Below are 17,178 nucleotides of genomic sequence, written 5' to 3'. Positions count from 1 at the left end.
TTCGGGGTATTCGACGAGGAGAGGAACCCATGCAGGAAGTGGATCTGGCGGCGCTCGACGCCGCCCTGGCCGCCGGTGCGCCGGTGATCGACGTGCGCGAGGCCGACGAGTACGCCCGCGGGCACGTGCCGGGTGTCCGGCTGATCCCGCTCGGCGAGCTCGTCTCCCGCATCGACGAGGTGCCCGCCGCGCCCACCGTCTTCGTGATCTGCGCGATGGGTGGACGCAGTGCGCAGGGCGCGTCCCTGCTCGGGGCGGCGGGGATCAACGCGGTGAACGTCGCGGGCGGCACGGACGCGTGGATCAGCTCCGGACGATCGGTCGAGTCGGGCGTGTAGCGGGCCGGGCGGCTACCGCGTCCAGAGGCGGCGGTAGGCGTCCTCCTCCGCCTCGCGCGCGGCCCGGCGCCGCGGGTTGTCCAGGTCCATGGGCAGCCCGTTCTTCTGTAGGCGCCGCGCCCTGTTCTGGTGGATGTAGACCACCGAGTAGAACAGGGCGAGCAACACCCCGAGAAGGACCATCGACGCCCGCAGCCACAGCGGTCCCGGGAACAGCATGAAGAGCGCGAACAGCGGCAGGAACGGCACCATCGCGCGGACGAGATGCCGGACGACGTAGTGGTCGCCCGTGAGGTCGTTGAGCACCCAGTCGTTCATGGATGCGGGCAGCTTGGCGCCGCAGGCGTAGGCGACCCACTGAAGCGGGTTCGGTCGGGTGGCGCTCACTGATCCAGTGCTCCTGCCTTGAGTGCGGCCCGGTTGATCCGGGTGAGAACGTCGTGCAGCTCCTCGAGCTCGGGCAGGCCGACGCCGAGGCGTGCCACCACCGCGGGTGGGATCTGCTCGGCCCGGGCCCGCAATGCCCGTCCGGACTCGGTCAGATCGACGACCAGCTGCCGCTCGTCCTCGCTGCTGCGGGACCTGGTGATCAGCCCCGACGACTCGAGTCGCTTGAGCAGCGGCGAGAGGGTCGGCGAATCGAGCTGCAGGGCGCTGCCGATCGCCTTCACCGACATCGGTGCCTCGCCCCAGAGCGCGAGCATCACCAGGTATTGCGGGTGGGTCAGGCCCATCGGCTCGAGCAGCGGGCGGTACACCGAGAGCACCGCGCGGTTGGCCACGGCCAGCGCGAAGCAGACCTGCCGGTCGAGGGCGAGCGGGTCGGTCTGTTCGACGGTGGACATGCAGTAGATCGTACACGAACGAATCGCACACTAACTAACTTTGGGCGGCTACCCGAGCGGGACCTCGAACCCCCACGGCAGCTCCAGCCGGTGTCGGCCCAGCAGCTCCGAATCCGCGAGCAGCTCGAGCACCGGGCCGTCCGCGACGAGCCGGCCGTCGTCGATGATCACCGCCCGGTCGCACAGCTGCGCGGCGTAGGGCAGGTCGTGGGTGACCAGCACGAGGGTGGTGTCCAGGCCGAGCAGGACCTCGGCCAGTTCCCGGCGGGCCACCGGGTCGAGGTTCGCGGACGGCTCGTCGAGGACCAGCACGTCCGGCCGGCAGGCCAGCACCGTGGCGAGGGCGACCCGTCGACGCTGCCCGCCGGACAGGTGCGACGGCGACCGCTCGGCGTGCTCGCTCATGCCGACCGCCGCCAGCGCGCCGGACACCCGAGCGTGCAGCTCGTCGCCGGTGACGCCGAAGTTCGCCGGCCCGAACGCGACGTCCTGCGCGACGGTCGGCATGAACAGCTGATCGTCCGGATCCTGGAAGACGATGCCGACCCGCCGCCGGGCCTCGCGCAGGGTGCGGCGCTCGACCGGGAGGCCGCCGATCTCGACGCGACCCGCGGTGGGCGAGAGCACCCCGTTCAGCTGGAGCATGAGGGTGGTCTTGCCGGCGCCGTTGGGACCGAGCAGCGCGATCCGCTCGCCGACGCCGACCTCCAGGTCGATATCGCGCAGCGCCACGCGACCGTCGGGATAGGCGAACCCGAGGCCACGAACCCGCACCGCGGCGGTCGGGGCGGCGCAGGCACTCATGCGGACACCGCCAGCGCCGACAGGCAGACGGCGACCGCTCCGACGGCCGGGGCGAGGCCGAGCAGCCAGTCGCGCGCCGTCGCCACGGGCGCGCCGAGGTCCGGCATCGAGCCGGTGAACCCGCGGGACGCCATCGCGAGATGCACTCGTTCGCCACGCTCGTAGGTCCGCAGGAACAGCCCGCCCACCCCGCGCGCCGTGGCGCCGGCCTGCCGCAGGGTGCGAGGGTCGTCACCGCGGGACACCCGGGCGATCCGCATCCGGTTCGCTTCCGCGGCAAGCAGATCCATGTAGCGCAGCATCAGGACGACGATGGTGGTGACCATCGCGGGAGCCCGCAGTCGGGTCAGCCCCCGGGGCAGGTCCGCGGTCCTGGTGGTGGCCGCGAAGGTCAGCGAGATGAGCACCCCGAGCGTGCCCTTGATCAGAATGCCCCAGGCCGCGTAGAGACCCGCGACCGACAGTGACAGCCCCGCCCATCGCACGCGTTCGCCGCCCTCGCCGAAGGGGAGCAGCACCGCGAGAACCACGAACGGTGCCTCGATGAGCATCCGCGGCGCGATCCAGCGCAGCGGAATCCGGGCGACCCGCCACACCACCAGCAGGACAACGGCATACAGGCCGAAGGCCCACATCTGCTCGCGAACCGTTGCGACCACCGCGAACACCCCGACGGTCGCCGCGACGACCTTCACCTCGACCGGCAACCGGTGTACCGGGGAGTCGCCCTCGCGGTAGAGCGGGTGCGCGTGACCGGCGCCCATCCTCAGGTCCTGCGGCCGCGGCCCGAGCGCGCGATCAGCCAGAACAGCCCACCCGCGACCGCGAACGTCGCACTCACGCCGAGGATTCCGGCGATTCCGGTCAAGGTGTCGTTGCCCGCGACCGCGTAGTCCGCGAGCGGGCCGTCGGCGAGGTGGTGGTCTCCGGCGCTCTGGGCGATGCAGGTGCCGGTCAGGGTCTCGCCCGCCTCCGTCTCGACGATCGTGCAGCCGCGCAGCGTGGTCGAGTCCAGGCCATCGGGACTCGAGCTGGCGAGGTAGCTGACGACGCCCGCGACGAACAGGGCCACGACGGCGAAACCGGCAAGGAACCAGGACCTTCGGGATGTCACGCCGGCACCTCCACGGTCCGTCGGGGCGCGGTCCGCAGCAGGTACACCAGGTCGGGCCGGGCCCTGGCGACGGCGACCACGGTGAGCGCGGTGATCAACCCCTCGCCGACACCGATCAGGGTGTGGGTGCCGAGCATGTACCAGGCGACCGTGTCGAGGGACGTGTCGCCCGCGCCGCCGAGCGCATACTCGAGCAGGAAGCCGGACGCGGCCGCCAGCGTGTTCACCAACGCGGCAACGAAAGCCAGCGCGGCCAGGCCGGAGCTGCCGAGCCGGAGCAGGAGGGGCCGTAGCGCCACGGCCACCGCGTAGCCGGCGCCGACTCCGATCAGGGCCATGTTGGTGATGTTGGTGCCGAGCGCGGTGAGGCCGCCGTCCGCGAAGAGCAACGACTGCACGACCAGCACGATCGCCACGCACAGCGCGCCGGTGTAGGGGCCGACCAGGATCGCGGCGAGGGCTCCGCCGAGCAGGTGGCCGCTGGCGCCGGGCAGGATCGGGAAGTTCACCATCTGCACGGCGAAGATGAACGCGGCCACCAGGCCTGCCATCGGCGCGGTCCGCTCGTCGAGCTCGGCTCGGGCCTTCCGCGCGGCCAGGGCGATGCCCGCGACCGCGACGATCCCGAACAGCAGTGAGGTCGGCGCGTTCACCAGGCCGTCGCTCATGTGCATAGCGAGCACGGCGTCGTTCGGGCTGTTCACGGGGGGAGCATAACCACTTACCTCAATACTTGCTCAGTTGTTCAAATGAGTGGGTGGAGCGCCGGCGGGCCCGCATCATCACCTCCACCGACCGGTTGCCCTGTGCTCTGATTGATGTATGTGGTGGTCGATAGCCCTGTCTGTCGCCTGTGGCCTGCTCCTCCTCTGGCTGGCACTGCTGATCGCCCTGTGGATCACCAAGCCGGACGAGGTCGGCGTCAAGGACGCGCTCCGATTACTTCCCGACGTGGTCCGTCTGATCAAGAGGCTGGGCGCGGACCCTGCTGTGCCGCGCGGAGTACGGGTACGGCTGGGGCTGCTGCTGGCCTATCTGGCGATGCCCTTCGACTTGATACCTGATTTCATTCCCGTCCTCGGGTATGCGGATGACGCTGTGATCGTCGCGATCGCGTTGCGCTCAGTCACGCACAGGGCGGGATCCGAGGCGATCGAAAGGCATTGGCCCGGAACGCCGGAGGGTCTCGCCGCAATCCGGCGCCTCTCGGGAACCGCACGGGCACAGGCCGAGCCGGTCCATCTCGACTTCGGCGACTGAACGATTCGGGTCAGGTCAGGTCGCTGAGGGGGGTCGACGGATCGAGGGTGACCCCGATCCGCCTCAGGTTGCCGTCGAGCACCTGCCAGATCGACACGCTGAGGAAGTCCGCCAGCTGTTCGACGCTGAGCCCCGACTGCGGATTGCTCAGCCACCGGTTGACGCTCACATCGACGAGGCCGATCAGGCCGAACGCCAGCGTCTCGGCGAGATCGGTGTCCTTGCGCAGGGATCGGAGTACCGACTCGAGCAGCTCGGTCAGCTGCACCGCGATGGCGGTTTTCGTGCCCGTGACCACCCGCGAACCGATGGTGCGGTGGCTCGGGGAGCCGGTGCCGAGGAACTGGTGCAGCCGCGGCGCCTCGACGATCCAGCGCAGGTAGTTGTCGACCGCGCTGCCGATCGCCGCCTCGATGGTGCCTGCCGGCGTCAGGGCGGGCGTCACGTGCACCATCAGGCGCTCGATGATCCGTGCCCGCAGCTGTTCGTCGAGGTCGCCGCGGTCCTTGAAGATCCGGTACACCACCGACCGGGGCACGCCCGCGCGCTCGGCGATCTGCTTGACCCCGACGTCGGAGCCGCCCTCGTTGATGGCGTCGATGGCGGCCTCGAGGATCCGGTCCCGGCGATCCGCCTTGTGGTCGTCCCACCGGGTGGCGCGACCGTCCGGTCCGGGGCGCGTCAGGGCGTCGACTCTCTCTGGCATCGACCCCACGATACCCACCCGAGTGATTGACGGGACAGTCTGTCTCACTTACTTTAGTGAGACAGCGTGTCGCAGACAGTTTTGTTCTCTCACTCAGGAGTGGAAATGAGCAACAGGGTTTTCGTCGTCGGCGTCGGCATGACGAAGTTCGAGAAGCCGGGGGCCCGCGAGTGGGACTACCCGGACATGGCGCGCGAGGCGGGTACCAAGGCGCTCGAGGACGCGGGCATCGACTACCGCGAGATAGAGCAGGCCTACGTCGGCTACGTCTACGGCGAGTCCACCTCGGGTCAGCGCGCCGTGTACGAGCTGGGCCTGACCGGTATCCCGATCGTCAACGTCAACAACAACTGTTCGACCGGCTCGACGGCGCTGTACCTGGCCACCCAGGCCGTGCGGAGCGGCCAGGCCGACTGCAGCCTCGCGCTCGGCTTCGAGAAGATGCAGGCCGGCTCGCTCGGCACCACCTACGACGATCGCGAACAGCCGATGATGCGGCACCTGCTCGCCCTCGCCGAGCTGCAGGAGTTCGCGATGCCGCCCGCGCCGTACATGTTCGGTGCCGCGGGCAAGGAACACATGGAGCGGTACGGCACCACCGAGGAGCACTTCGCCAAGATCGGCGTCAAGAACCACAAGCACTCGATGAACAACCCGTATGCCCAGTTCCAGGACGAGTACACGCTCGAGGAGGTCCTCGCCTCCAAGCGGATCTACGGCCCGCTGACCAAGCTGCAGTGCTCGCCGACCTCGGACGGCTCCGGCGCCGTGATCGTCGCGAGCGAGGCGTTCGTGGACAAGCACGGACTCGCCGGCCAGGCCGTGGAGATCGTCGGCCAGGCGATGGTCACCGACATGGAGTCCACCTTCGCCGACAAGAGCGCGATCAGCCTCGTCGGTGCCGACATGACCCGGGTCGCGACCCGAAAGGTGTACGAGCAGGCCGGCATCACCGCCGCCGATGTGGATGTCATCGAGCTGCACGACTGCTTCTCGGCCAACGAGCTGCTCACCTACGAGGCGCTCGGGCTGTGCCCCGAGGGTGACGGCGGCAAGCTGGTCGACGCCGGTGCCACCACGTACGGCGGACAGTGGGTGGTCAACCCGTCCGGCGGCCTGATCTCCAAGGGGCACCCGCTCGGCGCCACCGGCCTGGCCCAGTGCAGTGAGCTCACCTGGCAGCTGCGCGGCACCGCGGACAAGCGTCAGGTGCCGGCCGCGGCCACGAAGTCCGGGGTCGCGCTGCAGCACAACATCGGCCTCGGCGGCGCCGTCGTCGTCACCGCGTACAAGCCGGCCGACCGCTAGCCAGATCGGGGCACCGACGAACCCTCAGGAAAAGCAAACAACCTCACCCGCAAGGAGTTTCACCATGGCTACCGTCTCCGTCTCAGCCGACCTGCCCGCCGCGCCCGAGAAGACCTGGGCCGCGCTCTCCGACCTGTCCCGCTGGGAGGACTGGCTGACCATCCATCAGGGCTGGAAGAGCGAACTGCCCACCGCGGTCGCGCTCGGCGCGACCTTCACCGAGGTCGTCTCCGTGATGGGCATGGCCAACAAGATCGAGTGGACCGTCACCGAGGTCGACGCGCCGAACCTCGTCAAGATCGCCGGCACCGGCATGGCCGGCGTCACCGTCGAGTTCACCCTCAAGGTCGAGCCGGCCGGTTCGGGCTCGAAGGCCGTCATCGACGCGAGCTTCAAGGGCACCATGATCGTCGGGCCGATCGGCAAGGCCGTCGCCAAGAACGCCGCCGCGGACCTCGACGCCTCGCTCGCGAAGTTCGCCGAGCTGGTCGGCTGAGTCCGATGACGAAGCCCGTCGACAAAGGCAACGCAGTCCAATTCGACACCTCGGGCCTCGGCGTCTGGACGGACGAGGAGCGGTTCGAGGTGACCGCAGAGCGGATCGCCGAGTACGCGGCCGCCACCAACGACCCGATCGAGCGGCACCGGCGGGGCGAGATCGCCCCGCCGGTGTTCGCGGTGGTGCCCGCCTTCTTCTCGATGGCGCCCGCCGCGCTGTCGGTGGCCCCGGTGGAGCTGCTGATGAAGCTGGTGCACGGCGAGCAGGACTTCCACTTCCACCGCCCGATCTACCCCGGCGACACCCTGGTGGTGCGCGCCAAACCGATCGGGTTCGAGGGCAGGGAGAACGGCTCGACCGTGGTCGTGTACGTCGAGACCCGCACGGACACGGGTGAACTGGTCAACGAGCAGTGGATGACCGCCTTCTTCCGGAAGGTCGACGCGGGCCCGGGTCTCGGGGACAAGGCGCCCGGTCACCGCTTCGACGAGGCGCTGCGGGAGCTGACCCCGGCGGCCCGGGTGCTCGCGCATATCGACAAGGACCAGACGTTCCGCTACTCGCCCGCGTCGGGCGACCCGATGCCGATCCACCTGGACGACGAGATCGCCAAGATGTCCGGTCTGCCCGGGATCATCAACCACGGTCTGTGCACGATGGCGTTCACCTCGTGGGGCGCGCTCACCCAGCTGGCCGACGGCAGGACCGAGCGGCTCCGCCGGCTCGCGGTGCGGTTCGCCAAGCCGGTGCTGCCCGAGCAGGACATCGTCACCCGCTTCTGGGCCGTGAGTCCTTCTGGTTTCCCTGCGGGCCACAAGGACTCACGGGCGTACGCCTACGAGACGACCGTCGGCGACGAACTGGTGATCAAGGACGGCCTCGCCGTCATCTCCGACAACTGATTCGGCACAACACCTTTCATCGACCTTGGGAGTGAACAACTGATGGGAACTGGTTCGATTAGAAGCCTGGACGGACGGGTGGCGATCGTCACCGGCGCGGGCCGCGGGATCGGCCGTGAACACGCCCTGCTCTTCGCCGCCGAGGGCGCCAGCGTCGTGGTCAACGATCTCGGCGGCGCCAACGACGGAACCGGCTCCGACGCCGGACCGGCGCAGCAGGTCGTCGACGAGATCGTCGCGGCCGGCGGGAAGGCCGTCGCGAACACCGACAACGTGGCGACCTGGGAGGGCGCCAAGGCGCTCGTCGACCAGGCCGTGAGCGAGTTCGGCGGCCTCGATGTGCTGGTGAACAACGCGGGCATCCTGCGCGACGCGTTCATCGCGGGCATGGAGGAGAGTCAGTGGGACGCGGTGATCGCCGTGCACCTCAAGGGTCACGCCGCCACGCTGCACCACGCGGCCGCCTACTGGAAGGCACGGAGCAAGGCCGGCGAGGCAGTCAACGCGTCGGTCATCAACACCGCCTCCGCCTCGGGCACGTTCATGCCGAACGCCGGCCAGGGCAACTACGGCGCGGCCAAGGCCGGCATCGCGGCGCTGACCTTGGTCGCCGCGGACGAGCTCGAACGATACGGGGTGCGGGTCAACGCGATCGCCCCGATCGCGCGCACCCGGCTGACGCTGGCCACCCCCGGCATGGGCGCGCTGTTCGCCGCCGAGGTCCCTGAGGGCGAGTTCGACGCCTTCGCACCGGCGAACATCTCCCCGCTGGTCGCCCGGCTCGCGTCGGGCGACTGCAAGCTCACCGGCAAGGTATACGCGGTCCAGGGTGGCGCCGTCACCGAGCTGATCAACTGGCAGGGCGGCGAGACCATCGAATCCGAGGGTCCCTGGACCATCGGCGATCTCGCGAACCGGCTGGGCTGAGGGCGGGAACGGCATGGCGCGCAACAGTTATGAGCTCGGACTCGGGCTGAGTGAGGAGCATGCGGCGCTGGCCGACTCGGTGAGCGCGTTCGCCGAGCGGACCATCACGACCGAGCAGGTTCGCGCCGCGGTCGAGGCGACGTCCGAGGCCAAGTTCCCGGGATTCTGGCAGGCGCTGGTGGGCCAGGACCTGCTGGGGCTGCACGTGCCGGAGGATCGCGGTGGCCACGGCGCCGGCCTGCTCACTCTGGCCGTGGCGCTGGAGGCGCTGGGCCGCACCATTTCCCCCGGCCCCTTCGTCCCCACCGCGCTCGCGGCCGCGGTGCTCGCGGCCGCCGATTCGAAGGCCGGCATCGAGGTGCTGCCCGGTCTTGTCGACGGCTCCCGCACCGCGGCGCTCGCGCTCGGCACGCCGTTTCACGTGGAACCCGATCAGGGGGGTTACCGGCTGACCGGAGGCACCGACGCGGTACTGGGCGGCGAGCACGCCGACGTGCTGCTGCTCCCCGCCCGGATCGGTGATGAGATCCGTTGGATGGTGGTTGATTCGGCCGATCTGACGGTGACCGGCCAGGACAGCATCGACGTGCTCCGGGGGTCGGCGCGGGTCGAGGCGGACGGCGTGCTGGTGGCGGCGGAGCGGGTGCTCGACGGACTGGGCGAGCAGCGGGTGCGGGCGATCGCCGCGGTGGTGCTCGGGGCGGAAGCCATCGGCATCATGTCCTGGTGCGTGTCGACGGCGGCCGAGTATGCCAAGACTCGGGTGCAGTTCGGCAGGCCGATCGGCCAGTTCCAGGGCGTCAAGCACAAGTGCGCGCACATGGGCATCGCTCTGGAGAAGGCGCGCGCGGTGGTGTGGGACGCGGCGTCGGCGCTCGACAAGGGTGACGAGACCGCGGACTTCGCGGCCGACGTCGCGGCGGTGATCGTGGCCGACGCCGCCGTGCAGGTGGCGCAGGACTGCATCCAGGTGCACGGCGGGATCGGGTTCACCTGGGAGCACGACGCGCACCTGTACTACCGCCGGGCGCTCGCGATCCGGGGCGTGCTGGGCACCCGCGAGGAGCGGGTGAACCGGGTGGCGGAGCAGGCCCTGGCCGGGGTGTCCCGGACGTCGGTGCTCGAGCTCCCGGAAGAGGCCGACGCCATCCGGGCCGCGGTGCGGGCCGAGCTGGCCCCGATCGCGGTGATCGAGGACGAGGACGATCAGTTGATCGCGCTCGGCGACGGCGGCTGGGTGCAGCCGCACCTGCCCAAGCCGTACGGGCGGGGCGCCGGACCGCTGGAGCAGATCGTCATCTCGCAGGAGGTCAAGACCGCCGGCATCGCGATGCCACAGCTGCTGATGGGCGGCTGGGCGGTCTCCGCCGTGGTCGGGCACGGGTCGGAGCAGCAGAAGCAGGACCTGGTGGTCCCGACACTGCGCGGTGATCTGGTGTGGTGCCAGCTGTTCTCGGAGCCGGGGGCCGGCTCGGACCTCGCGTCGCTGACCACCAGGGCGGAGAAGGTCGACGACGGCTGGACGATCAACGGCCAGAAGATCTGGACCAGCGTGGCGCAGTTCGCGGACTGGGCGATGCTCATCGCCAGGACCGACCCGACCAAGCCGAAGCACGAGGGCATCACCTACTTCGTGCTGGACATGTCGACCCCGGGCGTGACCGTGCGCCCGCTGCGCGAGATGACGGGCTCGGCCCTGTTCAACGAGGTGTTCCTGGACGACGTCTTCATCCCGGACGCGAACATGGTCGGCGAGGTGAACGACGGCTGGCACGTCGCGCGCACCACCCTCGCCGGTGAGCGGGTGGCGCTGAGCCAGAAGATGGAGGCCTACGCCAGCGATGCCGACCTGATGCAGTTCGTGCGTGGTCGGGAGCTGGGGCCGGTCGGGCGGTACCGCTTCGGTGAACTGATCGCGGAGAGCCAGGCCATCGACCTGATCGGGTCGCGGGTGGTCCTGAAGCAGCTCTCCGGCGCCGACGTGAGCACCACCTCGTCGGTCGGGAAGCTGCTCGGCATGGGCCTGGGGCAGGCGATCTCGGAGTTCGTGGTCGCGGAGCTGGGGGCCGCGGGCACGGTCGCGGTGCCGGGGGAGCCGAGCGACAAGGCGATGGAACAGCTCATCGCCGGCCGCGCGACCACCATCTACGGCGGCACCACCGAGGTGCAGCTGAACGTAATCGGTGAGCGGATGCTGGGGCTGCCCCGGGATTGATGCGGCGTTGCCGCAGTGGTGCGGATACGGAGGGCGGGGACTCCGCATCCGCACCACAGCCGAAGGCATTGGGGGTGTTGCCGGGACGAAAAGTGCGTGATACTGCATGTAACGCACATCGGCGAAGGGTTGGACCTGTGGACCAGAACGTGCATCACGACGCGGTGATCGTCGGCGCCGGATTCGGCGGTATGGGTGCCGCGATCCAGCTCAAGCGGATGGGCCTGACCGACATCGCGATCCTCGAGCGCGAGGACGCGCTCGGCGGAACCTGGCACGTCAACCGCTACCCGGGCCTCGCCGTCGACATCCCGTCCGTCAGCTACTCGTACTCGTTCGAACCGAACCCGTACTGGTCGCGGCTGTTCGCGCCGGGGGCGGAGCTCGAGAGGTATGCCGGACACGTCGCGGACAAGTACGACCTGCGCCGGCACATGCGCTTCGGTGCGGTGGTCGAGGGCGCCCGCTGGGACGAGGACGCCCAGCGCTGGGTGGTGTCCGTCGAGGGCGGCGAGCAGATCACCGCGCGGTACCTGCTGACCGCGACCGGGTTCCTTTCGCAGCCGCACCTGCCGGACATCCCCGGCATCGAGTCGTTCGAGGGAAAGGTCGTGCACACCACCGCCTGGGACGACTCCTACGACCTGACGGGCAGGCGCGCGGCCATCATCGGGACCGGCGCCACGGCCGTGCAGTTGATCCCGGAGGTGGCCCGCCGGGTGGCCGAGCTGACGGTCTACCAGCGCACCCCGATTTATGTGGTGCCGAAGGTGGACGTGCCCATCCCCGGGCCGGTGCAGAAACTGTTCGCGCGGATTCCGCTGGCGCAGAGGGCGGCCCGCGCGGTGAGCGGATCGGTGCTGGAGCTGCTGATGGTGAGCGCGGTGCTGCACTTCAAGCAGGCGAAGTTCCTGAACAAGGCCGCGGCCGCGGCCGCGCGTGCGCACCTGCGAGCCCAGGTCGGGGATGCGGAGCTGCGGCGCAAGCTGACCCCGGACTACGACTTCGGCTGCAAGCGGCCGACCTTCTCCAACAGCTACTACCGCACGTTCACCAGGCCGCACGTGCGCCTGGAGACCGGCACGATCGAGCGGATCGAGCCGAATGCGATCGTCACCGCCGACGGCAGCCGCACCGAGATCGACACGCTGATCCTGGCCACCGGCTTCAACCTGTGGGACGTGAACTTCCCGGCCATCGAGGTGATCGGCCGCGAGGGCCGCAACCTGGGGAAGTGGTGGCGGGACAACCGGTTCCAGGCATACGAGGGCGTGTCGGTGCCGCGCTTCCCGAACTTCCTGAGCCTCGCCAGCCCGTACTCGTACAGCGGCCTGTCGTACTTCACCACCATCGAGTCGCAGATGGCGCACATGGACCGGCTGTTCGGCGAGCTGCGCAGGCGCGGCGCCGACGTGTTCGAGGTGACCGAGCAGGCGAACGCAGAGTTCCTGGACCGGATGACCGCGAAGCTGGGCGACTCGGTGTTCTACGGCGGCAGCTGCCAGACCGCGCACAGCTACTACTTCAACCAGCACGGTGAGGCGGCGATCCTGCGGCCCACTTCGACGGTGAACGCGTTCCGGGAGGCGCACAGCTTCCCGCTCGACGACTACGAGATGCGGTCGTACGCGGGGGCCCGCTGACACTGGGCCGGTCGGTCCAGCACACACCCCTCAACCGAGGTACTGCGCCCGCCAGGCCAACACCCCGGTCCCGACCGCGACCGCAACGAGCAGGATCACCCACAGCAGCCGCGGCAGGTGGCTCAGCGACCGCAGCTGGTCGAGGTCCGAGCGGCCGGAGCGGGTGCGGGCCGCCTCGACGATGGTGTGCAGGTTGCCGAACAGCAGCAGCCAGATCCCGGTGTACGCGAAATGCAGTTGCAGCGTCGGTGATCCGTAGTAGGCGACGATGCCGACCGCCGATCCGCAGATCACGAGCACCAGCAGACCGAACACGTTGCGGATGAACGGCACCATCGCGACGATCAGCGCGACCGCACCCCACAGCAGCATCCGGAGCTGACCGGACGCGATCAGGAGCGCGCCCGCCAGGCCGAGGAGCGAGGGCGCCAGGAAGCCTGCCGCCGCGGTGAGCACCATGCCGGGGCCGCGGGGCTTACCGCGCGAGAGGGTCAGGCCCGAGGTGTCCGAGTGCAGCCGGATCCCGGTGAGCCGTCGCCCCGTCGCGACCGCGGCGATCGCGTGTCCGGCTTCGTGCACGAGGGTCACCGCGTGCCGGGTCACCGCCCACAGTGGGCCCAGCAGGACCATCGCCGCGGCGACGGCGAGGGGGAGGTAGGCCGACCACTGCGCCCAGTACGAGTTCACCTCACCCATGGTGCCGTGCACCCGGTCCGGGCGTCGATCGCCGGGCGGTCCTCAGTCCTGGATCCGCCGCCACGGCCGGGCCTGCTCCAGCTCGTACGCGAGCTCGAGCAGGGTGCGCTCGTCGCCGTGATCGGCCGAGAAGTGCGAGGCCAGGGGCAGTCCCGCCGCGGTCTCGTGCAGCGGAAGCGAGATGGCGGGACCGCCGGACGCGTTGTTCAGCGGGGTGAACGCGGTGTAGTTGACCAGCCTGGTGAACAGTTCCTCGAAACTCTGTGCCGGAGAGAGGTATCCGAGCTTCGGGGTGGTGTGTGCGAGGACGGGGGAGAGCAGCACGTCGTACTTCTGGAACATCTGCGCGTATTGCCGATGCGTGCGCCGCAACCGGTACAGCACCTGCGGCGTCTTCGCGATGTTCCTGCGGTACATCGCGTCCAGCCCGCGGGTGAGGTTGTCGGTCTTGGCCCGGTCGAAGTCCGGGCCGAGCACTCTCTTCCCACCCGCGCAGATCGCGAACGACAGGAATCCCCAGTAGTTCGAGAAGTCCTCGACGAAGGACCGGCCGACCGGCAGCGGCGCCTCCTCGACGCGGTGACCGAGTTCGGTGAGCAGGTTTGCGGTCGCGGCAACGGAGGCGCGCGTCTCGTCGTCCGTCGGGATCCCAGTGATCGAGTCGATGATCACGCCGATCCGTAGCCGGGTGCGGCCGGGGCCCTCGACGAGCCGGATCGGCGGGAGCTTCGGATTGCGGTAATAGGTTTCGGCCGCGGCATAGAACCGTGCGGTGTCCCGAACCGACCGCGTCAGCACCCCCTGCGCGACGATCCGGATCGGCATCGCCTTGTCCGCCGGGTCCGCCACCGTGCGCCCCCGGGTCGGTTTGAGGCCGACGAGACCGCACGCCGCCGCCGGGATCCGGATCGACCCGCCGCCGTCGTTGGCGTGCGCGAACGGGAGCACCCCCGCCGCGACCAACGCCGCAGAACCACCGGAGGAGGCTCCGGAGGAGTACTCCGGGTTCCACGGATTGTGCACGGGCTCGGCCGTCGCGTACTCGTTCGAGGCGCTGAAGCCGAACTCGGGCAGTCGGCTCTTGCCGATCGGGACCGCGCCGGTGGACAGGAACTGCCTGGCGAAGTCGCTGTCCGCTCGCGCGGGCCGCGCCGCGAACGCCGCGCTGCCGTGATTCGACGGCAGGCCCGCGATGTCGACGTTGTCCTTGACGATCGTCGGGACACCCGCGAAGACGCCCGCGTGCGGCCCAGCGGCCCGGGTCAGGGCCCGATCGAAGTCGGGGAAGGCGATGGCGTTCAGGGAGTCCCGGACCGTCTCGGCGCGTTCGATCGAGGCCAGCACCGCGTCGTGGGAGGACAGCTCACCGGAGGCGATCCGCTCGGCGACACCGGTGGCGTCGAGGTCGCCGAGGGCGTCGTCGCGAAAGGCATGGATGCGTGCGTCGTGTGTCATCGGCGTCCTCGGATCGAGATGTGCCCGCACGGCGGTCCGGCGGTGCGGCAGGCGGAACCCGAGGTTAGCGCGGATCCACCTCCCGTAGCCCGTCCTCGGTGAGTTCGATCCATCGAGTAGCTGCGATCTCCCGGAGGAAGGGCAGGTCGTGGCTGGCGACCACCAGCGCACCCCGGAACTCGGCGAGGGCCGAGGTGAGGTGCGCCAGGCTGGGCAGATCCAGGTTGTTGGTCGGCTCGTCGAGCATGAGCAGTCGCGGCGCGGGCTCGGCCAACAGGATCCGCGCCAGTGCCGCCCGCAGCTGTTCCCCGCCCGACAGGGCCGAGGCGGGGGTGTCGGCCGCGGCACCGCGAAACAGGAACCGGGCCAGTCGGGCCCGGATCTGCTCCGGTGTCGCGTGCGGAGCGGCATCGGCGACGTTCTGTGCCACGGTCCGATCGCCGTCGAAGATGTCGAGACGCTGCGGCAACGACCGCCACGGCACCCGCGGGCCAGCGTCGGCGATGGCCCGCAGCAGGGTGGTCTTGCCGATCCCGTTGCGCCCGACCAACGCGATGCGCTCCGGCCCGGACACCGTCAGCGACACCGTCGGACCGCAGGCCAGCGTGACGTCCTCGAGCTCGATCACCCGCTGGCCCGGGTGGACTGCGGTGTCCGGCAGGTCGATTCGGATCTCGCGGTCGTCGCGGATCAGCTCCTGCGCCTCGGTGAGGGCCTGCCGCGCCTCCTCCAGCTTGTCGACGTGGCTGCCGCGCAGCTTGCCCGCCGACACCTGGGCCTGACGCTTGCGTTCGCCGGCCAGGATTCGCGGGACACTGCCCTCCATCTTCTTCCCGTACCGCACCCTGCGCGCGATCTTCGTCTGCGCCTCGACGAGTTCACGGCCCTGCTTGCGCACGTCGCTGCGCGCGTCGCGGACCGCCGCGCGGGCCGCCTCCTGCTCGGCGTCGATCGCCGCCCGGTAGGCGCTGAAGTTGCCGCCGAACATCCGCAGTTCCCCGCGGCGCAGCTCGGCGATGGAATCCACCCGCTCGAGCATCTCGCGGTCGTGGCTGACCACGATGGCGGTGCCAGGGAACTGCGCGACCGCGGCGTAGAGCCGGGCCTTCGCCGCCAGGTCGAGGTTGTTGGTCGGTTCGTCGAGCAGCAGCACCTGCGGTTCGCCGAGCAGCGCGGCGGTGAGGCCGAGCAGCATCGTCTCCCCGCCCGACAGCGTGCCGACAGTTCGGCCGAGCGCGTCGGTCGACGGGGCGATGTGCGCGAGCCCGAGCCGGTCGAGGGTGGCCACGGCACGCTCCTCGATGTCCCAGTGTCCGGCGGCACCGGCGAAGTCCTCGTCCGTGCCTGCACCGGATTCGATGCGGTGCAGGGCCTTTCGCTGAGATTCGATGCCGAGGATGGCGTCCACTCGGCGATCCGGATCCAATGCGAGGTCCTGGCGCAGGTACGCCATCGACCCGTGCACGGTCACCGAGCCGCGGTCGGGGGCCAGCTCGCCGGCGATCAGCCGCAGCAGGGTGGACTTGCCGGCGCCGTTGAGTCCGACGAGTCCGGTTGTGCCGGTGCCGAATACGGCGTCGAGGCCATCGAACGCGAGTTCGCCGTCGGGCCAGTGGAAGGAGAGATCGGAAAGGGCGAGATAGGACTGGGCCATGGGTGCTCCTAGAGGTGGGTGCGGGCGCCGGCGTGCACGAGCACACGGCGCGATGCGTTCACTACCTCTGGATGAGCAAGGGCCCTTCTCCGATCGTCGACAACAAGACGGCCACCACGATAGGGCGATCCCGTCGGTTCGACAAGGGATTTATGAGCGGCGCCTCAGATGTTCGGTCCCTCGGAGCGCAGCTCGTCCACCCGGCCCATCGCCTCGCGCAGTTCGGCCAGCCACTGTTCGCTGTGCTCGCCCGCGAGCTTGACCGCCCAGGTCAGCGCGTCCGCCCTGGAACGGGCCACTCCGGCGTCGACAAGGGTGTCGAGCACCCGGCGCTCGGGCTGGCGCAACCGGGTCATCACGGGCACCGCCAGGTGGGTGAACAGCACGTGCCGCTCGCCCAGGGTGACGCCCCAGGCCACCTTGCGCCCGTAGCGGGCCTCCGCCTCGTCGGCGATCCGCATCCGGTCCGCCCTGGTGGTCTCCCGGAACCGGGAGATCCGGCCGTCGACGGCGGCCTGGGATGTCTCCTCCGGTGCGGGCAGCTCGCCGGTGACGACGATCTCCTCGCGGTCCACCGTCACGGTGGCCGGGCCGGTGAACCAGTCCTCGGGCAGCCGCCCGGCGAACCACTCGCTCGCGTCGCTGGCGTCGGGGATATCGGCCTGCTGCCAGCCGCCCGGCCGTCCGAATCTGCGTCCGCCGTGTCCTGTGTATCCCATCGAACTCACCTCGAAGGTTGCGATGATTACTTGATTACAGTCATACGCTCATTTCGGTGAATGCGCTACGGATCGACTCAGCCTTTTGGTGGC

Annotated in this window: 19 protein-coding genes; 8 read left to right on the top strand and 11 right to left on the bottom strand. The window is 69.8% G+C overall.

The features are described 5' to 3' along the window. The first annotated feature begins 29 nt into the window (after window positions 1-29). A complete protein-coding gene (locus tag ACFQS9_RS02315; protein ID WP_378401147.1) occupies window positions 30-338 on the top strand; it encodes a rhodanese-like domain-containing protein in 309 nt (102 codons plus the stop codon). 12 nt (window positions 339-350) lie between these two features. Here the strand turns inward: ACFQS9_RS02315 and ACFQS9_RS02310 are convergent, their stop codons facing one another. Genes ACFQS9_RS02310 through ACFQS9_RS02285 form a run of 6 tightly spaced genes read right to left on the bottom strand, consistent with a single transcriptional unit; the run spans window position 351 to window position 3,775 of the window. Beyond that, on the bottom strand, window positions 351-725 hold the full coding sequence (locus ACFQS9_RS02310) for a DUF5313 family protein (RefSeq protein ID WP_378401145.1): 375 nt from the start codon (window positions 723-725) through the stop codon (window positions 351-353). Beyond that, window positions 722-1,183 carry a MarR family winged helix-turn-helix transcriptional regulator gene (locus tag ACFQS9_RS02305; protein WP_378401143.1) on the bottom strand — a complete coding sequence of 154 codons (462 nt, stop codon included), beginning with the start codon at window positions 1,181-1,183 and terminating at the stop codon, window positions 722-724. Before ACFQS9_RS02305 ends, ACFQS9_RS02310 begins: the two co-directional genes overlap by 4 nt. 48 nt (window positions 1,184-1,231) lie before the next feature. Next, entirely contained in the window at window positions 1,232-1,987 is a 756-nt protein-coding gene (locus tag ACFQS9_RS02300) for an energy-coupling factor ABC transporter ATP-binding protein (RefSeq protein ID WP_378401141.1), read from the bottom strand. Then, window positions 1,984-2,751, bottom strand: a complete 768-nt coding sequence (gene cbiQ / locus ACFQS9_RS02295; RefSeq protein ID WP_378401139.1) for a cobalt ECF transporter T component CbiQ — start codon at window positions 2,749-2,751, stop codon at window positions 1,984-1,986. Before cbiQ ends, ACFQS9_RS02300 begins: the two co-directional genes overlap by 4 nt. Before the next feature lie 2 nt (window positions 2,752-2,753). Further along, entirely contained in the window at window positions 2,754-3,101 is a 348-nt protein-coding gene (locus ACFQS9_RS02290) for a PDGLE domain-containing protein (RefSeq protein ID WP_378401137.1), read from the bottom strand. Further along, on the bottom strand, window positions 3,098-3,775 hold the full coding sequence (locus tag ACFQS9_RS02285) for an energy-coupling factor ABC transporter permease (RefSeq protein ID WP_378401598.1): 678 nt from the start codon (window positions 3,773-3,775) through the stop codon (window positions 3,098-3,100). The genes ACFQS9_RS02290 and ACFQS9_RS02285 overlap by 4 nt, the downstream gene beginning before the upstream one ends. 148 nt (window positions 3,776-3,923) lie before the next feature. Here ACFQS9_RS02285 and ACFQS9_RS02280 point away from each other — a divergent pair, with 148 nt between their 5' ends. Next, on the top strand, window positions 3,924-4,361 hold the full coding sequence (locus tag ACFQS9_RS02280; protein WP_378401136.1) for a YkvA family protein: 438 nt from the start codon (window positions 3,924-3,926) through the stop codon (window positions 4,359-4,361). Window positions 4,362-4,371: 10 nt separating this feature from the next. On the opposite strand, the gene ACFQS9_RS02275 is transcribed toward ACFQS9_RS02280, so the two are convergent. Continuing rightward, window positions 4,372-5,067, bottom strand: coding sequence for a TetR/AcrR family transcriptional regulator (locus ACFQS9_RS02275; RefSeq protein WP_378401134.1), 696 nt, complete (start codon window positions 5,065-5,067; stop codon window positions 4,372-4,374). Between the two features lie 105 nt (window positions 5,068-5,172). Here ACFQS9_RS02275 and ACFQS9_RS02270 point away from each other — a divergent pair, with 105 nt between their 5' ends. The 6 genes from ACFQS9_RS02270 (at window position 5,173) to ACFQS9_RS02245 (ending at window position 12,561) form a co-directional block, all read left to right on the top strand. After that, window positions 5,173-6,375, top strand: coding sequence for a lipid-transfer protein (locus tag ACFQS9_RS02270; protein ID WP_378401132.1), 1,203 nt, complete (start codon window positions 5,173-5,175; stop codon window positions 6,373-6,375). Between the two features lie 64 nt (window positions 6,376-6,439). Beyond that, window positions 6,440-6,871 carry a type II toxin-antitoxin system Rv0910 family toxin gene (locus ACFQS9_RS02265; protein WP_378401130.1) on the top strand — a complete coding sequence of 144 codons (432 nt, stop codon included), beginning with the start codon at window positions 6,440-6,442 and terminating at the stop codon, window positions 6,869-6,871. 5 nt (window positions 6,872-6,876) lie between these two features. Then, on the top strand, window positions 6,877-7,776 hold the full coding sequence (locus ACFQS9_RS02260; RefSeq protein ID WP_378401128.1) for a MaoC/PaaZ C-terminal domain-containing protein: 900 nt from the start codon (window positions 6,877-6,879) through the stop codon (window positions 7,774-7,776). Window positions 7,777-7,833: 57 nt separating this feature from the next. Then, window positions 7,834-8,703 (top strand): SDR family oxidoreductase, encoded by an 870-nt coding sequence (locus ACFQS9_RS02255; RefSeq protein ID WP_378401596.1) that lies wholly within the window; start codon window positions 7,834-7,836, stop codon window positions 8,701-8,703. Window positions 8,704-8,716: 13 nt separating this feature from the next. Then, window positions 8,717-10,918, top strand: a complete 2,202-nt coding sequence (locus ACFQS9_RS02250) for an acyl-CoA dehydrogenase (RefSeq protein WP_378401126.1) — start codon at window positions 8,717-8,719, stop codon at window positions 10,916-10,918. A 137-nt stretch (window positions 10,919-11,055) separates the two neighbouring features. Further along, window positions 11,056-12,561 (top strand): flavin-containing monooxygenase, encoded by a 1,506-nt coding sequence (locus ACFQS9_RS02245; RefSeq protein ID WP_378401124.1) that lies wholly within the window; start codon window positions 11,056-11,058, stop codon window positions 12,559-12,561. Window positions 12,562-12,591: 30 nt separating this feature from the next. Here ACFQS9_RS02245 and ACFQS9_RS02240 read toward each other — a convergent pair whose 3' ends face one another. The 4 genes from ACFQS9_RS02240 to ACFQS9_RS02225 form a co-directional block, all read right to left on the bottom strand. Beyond that, window positions 12,592-13,248, bottom strand: a complete 657-nt coding sequence (locus ACFQS9_RS02240) for a M50 family metallopeptidase (protein WP_378401122.1) — start codon at window positions 13,246-13,248, stop codon at window positions 12,592-12,594. Window positions 13,249-13,299: 51 nt separating this feature from the next. Continuing rightward, complete coding sequence (locus tag ACFQS9_RS02235; RefSeq protein ID WP_378401120.1) at window positions 13,300-14,712, bottom strand: amidase; 1,413 nt, start codon at window positions 14,710-14,712, stop codon at window positions 13,300-13,302. Window positions 14,713-14,776: 64 nt separating this feature from the next. After that, window positions 14,777-16,366, bottom strand: coding sequence for an ABC-F family ATP-binding cassette domain-containing protein (locus ACFQS9_RS02230; protein WP_378401118.1), 1,590 nt, complete (start codon window positions 16,364-16,366; stop codon window positions 14,777-14,779). Between the two features lie 164 nt (window positions 16,367-16,530). Beyond that, complete coding sequence (locus ACFQS9_RS02225; protein WP_378401116.1) at window positions 16,531-17,085, bottom strand: hypothetical protein; 555 nt, start codon at window positions 17,083-17,085, stop codon at window positions 16,531-16,533. Window positions 17,086-17,178 lie beyond the last annotated feature (93 nt).

Origin of the sequence: Rhodococcus daqingensis (assembly GCF_042665615.1) — a bacterium.
Taxonomy (GTDB): Bacteria; Actinomycetota; Actinomycetes; order Mycobacteriales; family Mycobacteriaceae; genus Rhodococcus_G; species Rhodococcus_G daqingensis.
The sequence above is the reverse complement of the archived record's forward strand: the minus strand, read 5'-3'. Positions and strand labels throughout refer to the sequence as shown.

What these genes read in the sequence shown, in the direction of transcription:
- ACFQS9_RS02315 (WP_378401147.1), top strand. Translation starts at nt 30, where the DNA reads ATGCAGGAAGTGGATCTGGCGGCGCTCGACGCCGCCCTGGCCGCCGGT.
- ACFQS9_RS02305 (WP_378401143.1), bottom strand. Translation starts at nt 1,183, where the DNA reads ATGTCCACCGTCGAACAGACCGACCCGCTCGCCCTCGACCGGCAGGTC.
- ACFQS9_RS02300 (WP_378401141.1), bottom strand. Translation starts at nt 1,987, where the DNA reads ATGAGTGCCTGCGCCGCCCCGACCGCCGCGGTGCGGGTTCGTGGCCTC.
- cbiQ (WP_378401139.1), bottom strand. Translation starts at nt 2,751, where the DNA reads ATGGGCGCCGGTCACGCGCACCCGCTCTACCGCGAGGGCGACTCCCCG.
- ACFQS9_RS02285 (WP_378401598.1), bottom strand. Translation starts at nt 3,775, where the DNA reads ATGCACATGAGCGACGGCCTGGTGAACGCGCCGACCTCACTGCTGTTC.
- ACFQS9_RS02280 (WP_378401136.1), top strand. Translation starts at nt 3,924, where the DNA reads ATGTGGTGGTCGATAGCCCTGTCTGTCGCCTGTGGCCTGCTCCTCCTC.
- ACFQS9_RS02275 (WP_378401134.1), bottom strand. Translation starts at nt 5,067, where the DNA reads ATGCCAGAGAGAGTCGACGCCCTGACGCGCCCCGGACCGGACGGTCGC.
- ACFQS9_RS02270 (WP_378401132.1), top strand. Translation starts at nt 5,173, where the DNA reads ATGAGCAACAGGGTTTTCGTCGTCGGCGTCGGCATGACGAAGTTCGAG.
- ACFQS9_RS02265 (WP_378401130.1), top strand. Translation starts at nt 6,440, where the DNA reads ATGGCTACCGTCTCCGTCTCAGCCGACCTGCCCGCCGCGCCCGAGAAG.
- ACFQS9_RS02260 (WP_378401128.1), top strand. Translation starts at nt 6,877, where the DNA reads ATGACGAAGCCCGTCGACAAAGGCAACGCAGTCCAATTCGACACCTCG.
- ACFQS9_RS02250 (WP_378401126.1), top strand. Translation starts at nt 8,717, where the DNA reads ATGGCGCGCAACAGTTATGAGCTCGGACTCGGGCTGAGTGAGGAGCAT.
- ACFQS9_RS02235 (WP_378401120.1), bottom strand. Translation starts at nt 14,712, where the DNA reads ATGACACACGACGCACGCATCCATGCCTTTCGCGACGACGCCCTCGGC.
- ACFQS9_RS02230 (WP_378401118.1), bottom strand. Translation starts at nt 16,366, where the DNA reads ATGGCCCAGTCCTATCTCGCCCTTTCCGATCTCTCCTTCCACTGGCCC.
- ACFQS9_RS02225 (WP_378401116.1), bottom strand. Translation starts at nt 17,085, where the DNA reads ATGGGATACACAGGACACGGCGGACGCAGATTCGGACGGCCGGGCGGC.